The following is a 4,862-nucleotide window of genomic DNA, read 5'->3' as shown; positions in this document are numbered from 1 at the left end:
CTCTACCGGCTCGCCGGCGGCCTCGCCGAGGCCAACGCCGGGCACCCGACGGACACCTTCACCCTGCGCCGGGTGTGACCCGGGTGCCGGCGGCCGCGACGGCGTGCGGCCCGCGCGGCGCGCGCCGTCACTGCTCCCGGCCGCCGTCACTCGCCCGAGTGACGGTGGCTTGAGCCGTGCAATGCGTTTGCAACACGCTGCTGCTCGCGCATAGTGAGATCTACTGGACCGAGCGCTCCGAGGAGCACATCGCCAGGCACGGAGTGGATCCGGAGGAGGTCGAGGACGTCGTGTTCTGCCGCCCTCACTGGTTCTCGGGCGGCCGTCAGGGACGACCCTGTGCCACGGCGTGACGCGGTCCGTGCGGTACCTGTTGGTGGTGTTGGCGCGGAGCGCGGCGGTGCCGTCGGCGTGGTACTGCGCCACGGCCCGCGACATGACAGCCGCCGAGAGGCGCTTGTTCCTCAAACGGACGAGTTGAAGGTGACGGATGACTGACAACGGTGCGGACCTCGAAGCGATCGCCGAGTACTACGAGACGCACGAGCTGAGCGAGGACGAGATCATGAGTGCCGAGCCGGGAGAGCCGGTGGCGGCCGAGTCGGTGATGATCACCACCTCGCTGCGGCTGCCCAAACCGGTGATGGACGAGGTTCGGCGCCGTGCGCGGGAGCGGGGGCTGAAGCCGACGGCGATCATGCGGGAGTGGATCGAGGCCGCCATCGCCGACGTCGACGAGCCGGTGCCGCTCAGCGTGATCACCGCCGCGGTCGCCGAGTACCAGCACCGCAAGGCCTCGTGAGGCTCAGGCGGTGAGGGCCGGGGCCGCCGCTTCGGCGGCCCGCAGGGCCTCGTCGTGGCGCTGCAGGAGGAGGGCCGCCACCTCGGGGGACGGGCCGAGGACCGGGGCCAGCACATCCGCCCCGGCCTCCTCGGCGGCGGCCGCGATGCGGTCGGGGAGCAGGCCCGGAGCCAGCAGGTAGGGGGCGACGGCGGTGTGCTCGGAGCCCGCGGCGCGCAGGGCGGCGAGGGCGTCGGGGACACGCGGGCCCGCGGCGGAGGCGTACGCGACCTCGACGGCGGCCCAGCCCCGGGTGCGGCGCCACTCGGCGGCGACCGCGCGGGTCGCGGCGTCGGCGGCCGGGTCCGAGGAGCCGGCCGCCGCCAGCACGACGCCGGTACGGGCTCGGACGGCGGGCGAGCCGAGCGCCGGAGCGGCCTCGGCGAGGCGGCGGTCCAGGGCGGCGAGCAGCAGGGGCGAGGGGCCCAGCACGTCCGCGACCGGCAGCCGGGAGCCGGCGGCGCGCAGCGCGGCCGGGATGTCGTGCTTGGCGTGGAACGCCCGGTTGAGCAGCAGCGGCACCGCCACCGCGTCCGCCAGCCGCCCGACCACCTGCGGGATCCGCGGCGCGCAGTGGTCCAGATAGGCGGTGGCGACCTCGATGCCGGCCCGCTGCGCCCGCACCTCCTCCACGAGCGCGGCCACCGTCGCGGCGTGGCGCGGGTCGCGGCTGCCGTGGGCGATCAGGAGGAGGGCGGGCATCAGCGGTGCCTCACTTGCTCGTGGTGAGGAGGCCGCGGTTGCGCAGGGCGCGGCGTTCGACGGGGGTGAAGACGAGGAGTTCGATGGTGATGCCGACGAAGAGGATGAGGATGATGCCGAGGAGGACGCCGGACATGTCGGAGAATTCGCGTTGGTCCTCCAGGTAGCGGCCGAGGCCGCGGCCGAGGTCGGGGGAGGAGGCGACGAGTTCGGCGGCCATCAGGGAGCGCCAGGAGAAGGCCCAGCCCTGTTTGAGGCCGGCGAGGTAGCCGGGCAGGGCGGCGGGGACCAGGACGTGGCGGGCGCCGTTGAGGCCGGTGGCGCCGAGGGTGCGTCCGGCGCGCAGGAACAGCGGGGGGACCTGGTCGATGCCGGCGACGAGGCCGTTGGCGATGGAGGGGACGGCGCCGAGCAGGATGACGGCGTACATCATGGAGTCGTTGATGCCGAGCCAGATGACGGCGGCGGGTACCCAGGCGACGGAGGGCAGGGACTGCAGGCCCTGCAGGACCGGGCCGATGGCGGTGCGCACGGGTCTGATGCGGGCGACGACCAGGCCGATGGGGGTGCCGATGAGCACGGCGAGGAGGAAGCCGGACAGGCCGCGCCAGACGCTGGTCCAGATGATGGAGAACAGCGTGCCCTGGTACCAGAGGTCCTGGGCGGAGCGCCACACGTCGGCGGGGCTGGGCAGCGTGTAGGCGGAGGTGAGTTCCAGGCTGTACGCGCCCTGCCAGAGCGCGAGGACGACGAGGACGGCGACCAGCGGCGGCAGGGCCTTGCTCCGCAACGCCTCGCCGAGGGAGCCGCGTTGTGCGGTGACGGTGTCGAGGGCGTCCAGGCCCGCGCCGACGCCGGCGGTGTCGCTCGCGCTTTGCGGGACCCTGTCGTTCTTGTCCAGGGCGGGGGTGGTGTCAGTGCTGGCCATGGCGACGGATCTCCCCACGCAGTTCTTCGGTGATCTCGATGGACAGGTCGGCGACGCCGGCGGATTCGATGCGGCGGGGCTGGGGCAGGTCGATCCGCCATTCGCGGGCGACGCGGCCGGGGCGGGAGGAGAGGAGGACGACGCGTTGGGCGAGGCGGACGGCTTCGCGGACGTTGTGGGTGACGAAGAGGACGGTGAGTTGTTGTTCGGCCCAGATGCGGGTGATCTCGTCGTGGAGGACGTCGCGGGTGATGGCGTCGAGGGCGGCGAAGGGTTCGTCCATGAGGAGGACCTGGCTGCCCTGGGCGAGGGCGCGGGCCATGGCGACGCGTTGGCGCATGCCGCCGGAGAGTTCGTGGACGCGTTTGCCGTGGGCGCCGTCGAGGCGGACGAGTTCGAGGAGGCGTTCGGCTTCGGGGCGGCGTTCGGGGCGGGGGACGCCGGCGAGTTTGAGGGCGAGTTCGATGTTCTTGCCGGCGGTGAGCCAGGGGAAGAGGGCGTGTTCCTGGAACATGAGGGCGGGGCGGCCGCCGGGCACCTGGATGTCGCCGGCGGTGGGTTTGTCGAGGTCGGCGACGAGGTTGAGCAGGGTGGACTTGCCGCAGCCGGAGGCGCCGAGCAGGGTGACGAACTCTCCGGGGGCGACGTCGAGGGTGATGTCGTCCAGGACGTGGGTGCTCGCGTTCCCACGGCCGAAGGACTTGTGCACGTGCGAGATCCGGACGGCGGGCGTGCCGTCGGCCGCGGCGAGGACGGCCGCGTCGGTGGGGTCGGCCGAGGTGGTCAGTGCCGGGGTCATCCGGGCACCTCCTGCGTCAGTGGTCGGGCTGGCGGGAGAGTCGGAGCCGGGGTCCGGGCCCCGCCCGCGGCGGCGGGCATCGATCGGGGATCGACCGGGCGGGCGGGGCCGGACCTCGGAGTTACTTGGAGCCGAGTCCGGCGTCCGCCACGGCGGGCTGGCCCTTGGCCGCGAGGACCTTGTTCAGCAGGGTGAGGTCGTAGATGCCGTTCAGGTTGGGCTTCTTGAGGAGCCCGGCGGTGACGGCGTGGTCGGCCTCGGCCTGGAGGGTGCTCGCCAGCGGGTCGTCCAGGAAGTCGATGTCGGCCCAGGCCGGGTCGAGGATCGCCGGCTCCAACGCGTTGCCGGCCTCCTTCTTGATGGCCTCGTTGGCGTCGGCCTTGGCCTTGTCCGGGTTGGCCTTGATGAAGGCGTTGGTGTTCACCGAGCCGCGCAGGACGGCCTCCACCACGTCCGGGTGCTCCTTGAGGAACTTCTGGGAGACGATGATGTTGGTGATCACGAACTTCTTGTCCGGCCAGACGTCCTTCTCGTTGAGCAGGACCTTCGCGCCGAGGGTGACGAGCTTGGAGGCCGTGGGCTCGGGCACCCAGGCGCCGTCGATGGAGCCCTGCTTGTAGGCGTCGGGGGTGACCTTGTTGTCGGTGCGCACCACCGAGACGTCGCCCGCGCCGGAGGCCGCGTCGACCTTGAAGCCCTTGCCCGCGAGGTAGTTGAGCAGCGCCACGTCCTGGGTGTTGCCCAGCTGCGGGGTGGCGATCTTCTTGCCCTTGAGGTCGTCCAGCGAGGAGACCTTCTCGGGGTTGACGACGAGTTTGACGCCGCCGGAGGCGGAGCCGCCGATGATCTTCAGGGACTGACCGTCGGACTTGGTGTAGCCGTTGATCGCGGGGGAGGGGCCGATCCAGCCGATGTCGATGGAGCCGGCGTTGAGCGCCTCGATCTCGGCGGGTCCGGCGTTGAAGACCTGGGTCTTGATCTGGGTGGCGCCCAGCTCCTTCTGGAACAGCCCCTCCTGGAGGCCGACCAGCGGGGTGCCGTGGGTGAGGTTGGAGAAGTAGCCGATCTTCACCGTGTCCGCGGACAGCTTGGCGCCGGTGGCCGAACCGGCCGCGGTGGCGGCGGTGTTGGCCTTGTCATCGGCCTTGGAGCCGTAGCTGCAGGCGGACAGCAGGGCGGCGGCGGTCAGACCGGCGACGGCGGTCGCGGCGGTGCGTCTGATCCGGCCGGCGTTCGGGCGAAGGCGGGTATGCGAAGGCGTCGGGTTCGGTGCCATGGTGGAGTCCTGTTCACGGACGGACCGTCAGAAAGCGGTCCGGGACGGACGATCTGAAGGTGGCGCTGCGGCAACGGGGTGCCGGGGCAAGCCGGGCGGCTGTGGGGGAAGAACAGCCCGGTGACAGGGCGTTCTCAGCCCTGTCGGCCCGCACATCGCGTCAGGCCGCCCTGGCCGCTGCCGAGGACGCCGCTGCCGATGCGGCCGCCTTCCTTGTCCATGCCCGAGAAGGCCTCGCTGGGCATCAGACCCAGTCCTCCTCTGTGGTGTCCGTGGCGCGTACGGTGTCGAACGCTTCGCCGGCCATGCCGGCGGT

5 protein-coding genes are annotated in these 4,862 nt (G+C 72.0%); 1 reads left to right on the top strand and 4 read right to left on the bottom strand.

From position 1 onward, the window contains the following. The first annotated feature begins 490 nt into the window (after window positions 1–490). The gene (locus ACIQOV_RS14705) at window positions 491–802 is read left to right on the top strand and encodes a hypothetical protein (RefSeq protein WP_387693326.1); all 312 of its coding nucleotides are present in this window, start codon (window positions 491–493) and stop codon (window positions 800–802) included. 3 nt (window positions 803–805) lie between these two features. On the opposite strand, the gene ACIQOV_RS14700 is transcribed toward ACIQOV_RS14705, so the two are convergent. The 4 genes from ACIQOV_RS14700 to ACIQOV_RS14685 form a co-directional block, all read right to left on the bottom strand. Continuing rightward, window positions 806–1,543: a sirohydrochlorin chelatase gene (locus ACIQOV_RS14700; protein WP_401048597.1), complete on the bottom strand. Its 738-nt coding sequence runs from the start codon at window positions 1,541–1,543 to the stop codon at window positions 806–808. 10 nt (window positions 1,544–1,553) lie between these two features. Then, entirely contained in the window at window positions 1,554–2,471 is a 918-nt protein-coding gene (locus ACIQOV_RS14695) for an ABC transporter permease (protein ID WP_401048595.1), read from the bottom strand. Continuing rightward, complete coding sequence (locus ACIQOV_RS14690; RefSeq protein ID WP_401048593.1) at window positions 2,458–3,270, bottom strand: ABC transporter ATP-binding protein; 813 nt, start codon at window positions 3,268–3,270, stop codon at window positions 2,458–2,460. Before ACIQOV_RS14690 ends, ACIQOV_RS14695 begins: the two co-directional genes overlap by 14 nt. A 121-nt stretch (window positions 3,271–3,391) precedes the next feature. Beyond that, entirely contained in the window at window positions 3,392–4,546 is a 1,155-nt protein-coding gene (locus tag ACIQOV_RS14685) for an aliphatic sulfonate ABC transporter substrate-binding protein (RefSeq protein ID WP_401048591.1), read from the bottom strand. Window positions 4,547–4,862 lie beyond the last annotated feature (316 nt).

Source organism: Kitasatospora sp. NPDC091257 (assembly GCF_044757675.1).
GTDB lineage: Bacteria > Actinomycetota > Actinomycetes > Streptomycetales > Streptomycetaceae > Kitasatospora > Kitasatospora lactacystinica.
This window is presented reverse-complemented; position numbering and strand designations above follow the sequence as displayed.